1 protein-coding gene is annotated in these 1048 nt (G+C 68.3%); it reads left to right on the plus strand.

Features of this window, described 5'->3' with window-relative positions; translation table 11 throughout:
- A partial coding sequence (locus R4P65_RS33020) for an acetyl-CoA C-acetyltransferase (RefSeq protein WP_317829698.1) occupies positions 1 to 1048 on the plus strand: 1048 nt, incomplete at both ends.

The following is a 1048-nucleotide window of genomic DNA, read 5'->3' on the forward strand; positions in this document are numbered from 1 at the left end:
GTCGACTACGTCATCATGGGACAGGTCCTCACCGCCGGCGCCGGCCAGATGCCCGCCCGCCAAGCCGCCGTCGCCGCCGGCATCCCCATGAACGTCCCCGCCCTGAGCATCAACAAAGTGTGCCTGTCCGGCATCGACGCCATCGCCCTCGCCGACCAACTCATCCGCGCCGGCGAATTCGACATCGTCGTCGCCGGCGGCCAGGAATCGATGTCCCGCGCACCCCACATGCTCGAAAAAAGCCGCGAAGGCTTCAAATACGGCGACGTCACCCTCCGCGACCACATGGCCTACGACGGCCTCCACGACATCTTCACCGACCAGGCCATGGGCCTGCTCACCGAACAAGTCAACCAACAAGAAACCGCCCACATCACCCGCGCCGAGCAGGACGCCTTCGCCGCCGCCTCCCACCAGAACGCGGCCCGCGCCTGGAAAGACGGCTACTTCGACAACGAAGTCGTCCCCGTCTCCATCCCCCAACGCAAAGGCGACCCCATCGTCGTCGCCCAGGACGAAGGCATCCGCGCCGACACCACCACCGAATCCCTCGGCAAACTGCGTCCCGCGTTCAGCAAGGACGGCACCATCACCGCCGGCTCCGCCTCCCCGATCTCCGACGGCGCCGCCGCCGTGATCGTGATGAGCAAAGCCAAAGCCGAAGAACTCGGCCTGACCTGGATCGCGGAAATCGGTGCCCACGGCGTCGTCGCCGGACCGGACTCCACCCTCCAGTCCCAGCCCGCCCGCGCCATCGCCAAGGCCTGCGCCAAGGAAGGTATCGACCCCACCGACCTCGACCTCGTCGAAATCAACGAAGCATTCGCCGCCGTCGGGATCGCCTCCACCCGCGAACTCGGCCTCGACCCCGCCAAGGTCAACGTCAACGGCGGCGCCATCGCCGTCGGACACCCCCTCGGCATGTCCGGCGCCCGCATCGCCCTGCACCTCGCCCTCGAACTGCAACGCCGCGGCGGCGGCATCGGCGCAGCCGCACTCTGCGGCGGCGGCGGACAAGGCGACGCACTCATCGTCCGCGTCCCCAAGG

It is taken from the genome of Rhodococcus sp. IEGM 1318, from assembly GCF_033142465.1.
In the GTDB taxonomy this organism is placed as follows: Bacteria; Actinomycetota; Actinomycetes; order Mycobacteriales; family Mycobacteriaceae; genus Rhodococcus_F; species Rhodococcus_F qingshengii_B.